At 38.9% G+C, this 966-nt stretch carries 2 protein-coding genes; both read left to right on the top strand.

What is annotated here, in order from left to right:
* The first annotated feature begins 114 nt into the window (after positions 1-114).
* Entirely contained in the window at positions 115-510 is a 396-nt protein-coding gene (locus GVK91_RS27145) for a (deoxy)nucleoside triphosphate pyrophosphohydrolase (protein ID WP_159732747.1), read from the top strand.
* 55 nt (positions 511-565) lie between these two features.
* Positions 566-966, top strand: a 401-nt coding sequence (locus GVK91_RS27140; RefSeq protein ID WP_159732744.1) for a hypothetical protein, incomplete at its 3' end; no start/stop codon positions are given.

Genomic DNA, 966 nt, shown 5'->3' with positions numbered 1-966 from the left:
AGTTCAAGCATATGTAAAATCCGAAGATTTCAAAACTTCAATTTTTGCCCAAGCGATAGCAATAACGGTGGGATTTGATGATGGCGAGTTAACGATAATAAAATCTCAATAACTATGGATCTTATCACAGTTGTTTGCGGGATTATATTCAAAGATGATCTTGTTCTGATTTGTCGACGGAAACCTGAAAAGTCTTTAGGGGGCTATTGGGAGTTCCCTGGCGGTAAGGTTGAGGATGGTGAATCTAATGAAGAATCGCTGCTTCGGGAATTGATCGAAGAGCTCAACTTGAAAGTCAAAATCAAACAGCACTTTTTCGATACTGTACATCAGTACGATAATGGCGCTATCAAATTGATCTCGTTCATTTGCGAGACCGAGAATATAGCTTCAGAATCTACCGATCATGATCAACTCGAGTGGGTAAAGGTTAGCGATCTATTAGACTGGAAACTCGCTCCGGCAGATATACCTATTGCGAAGAAACTGATTGAAGAATTTAAAGGCTAGAGATTGCAAAGAGTTTTAGAAATAATCCAAGACACTAAATATAAAAACGCCCAAAATGATATTTAAAGATTTTTCAGAAAATGAGCTCCACTTGTTCATGAATGGCAAACTTATCTACAAACGATGGTTGGATACGGGCGTGTCAAAAGTGTTCGACGTAATGGCATATGACAAATACACCCTTGCCAGCATTAAAGAGCTTACCAACCAATATGGATTATTGATAGTCAAGGCAAGAATAAAGCGAACACCTACTGAGCAAGGCGGTCGAAAAACAGGCATCATCTCAGGATATAGCCCCAATCACGTGTTTGAATATACGTCAGAAGGTAAATTACAGCGGACTTATATAGGTAATATAAATTTTGAGGGCGAAGATCTAATGCCTGGACAAGAAAGAATTGCGACTATTCGCTTTCTCCTTGTAAAAGAGCTGGAGCAATATTTGACAAAAGG

The sequence above is a fragment of the Sphingobacterium sp. 18053 genome (assembly GCF_902706145.1).
Classification (GTDB): Bacteria; Bacteroidota; Bacteroidia; order Sphingobacteriales; family Sphingobacteriaceae; genus Sphingobacterium; species Sphingobacterium paramultivorum.
This window is presented reverse-complemented; position numbering and strand designations above follow the sequence as displayed.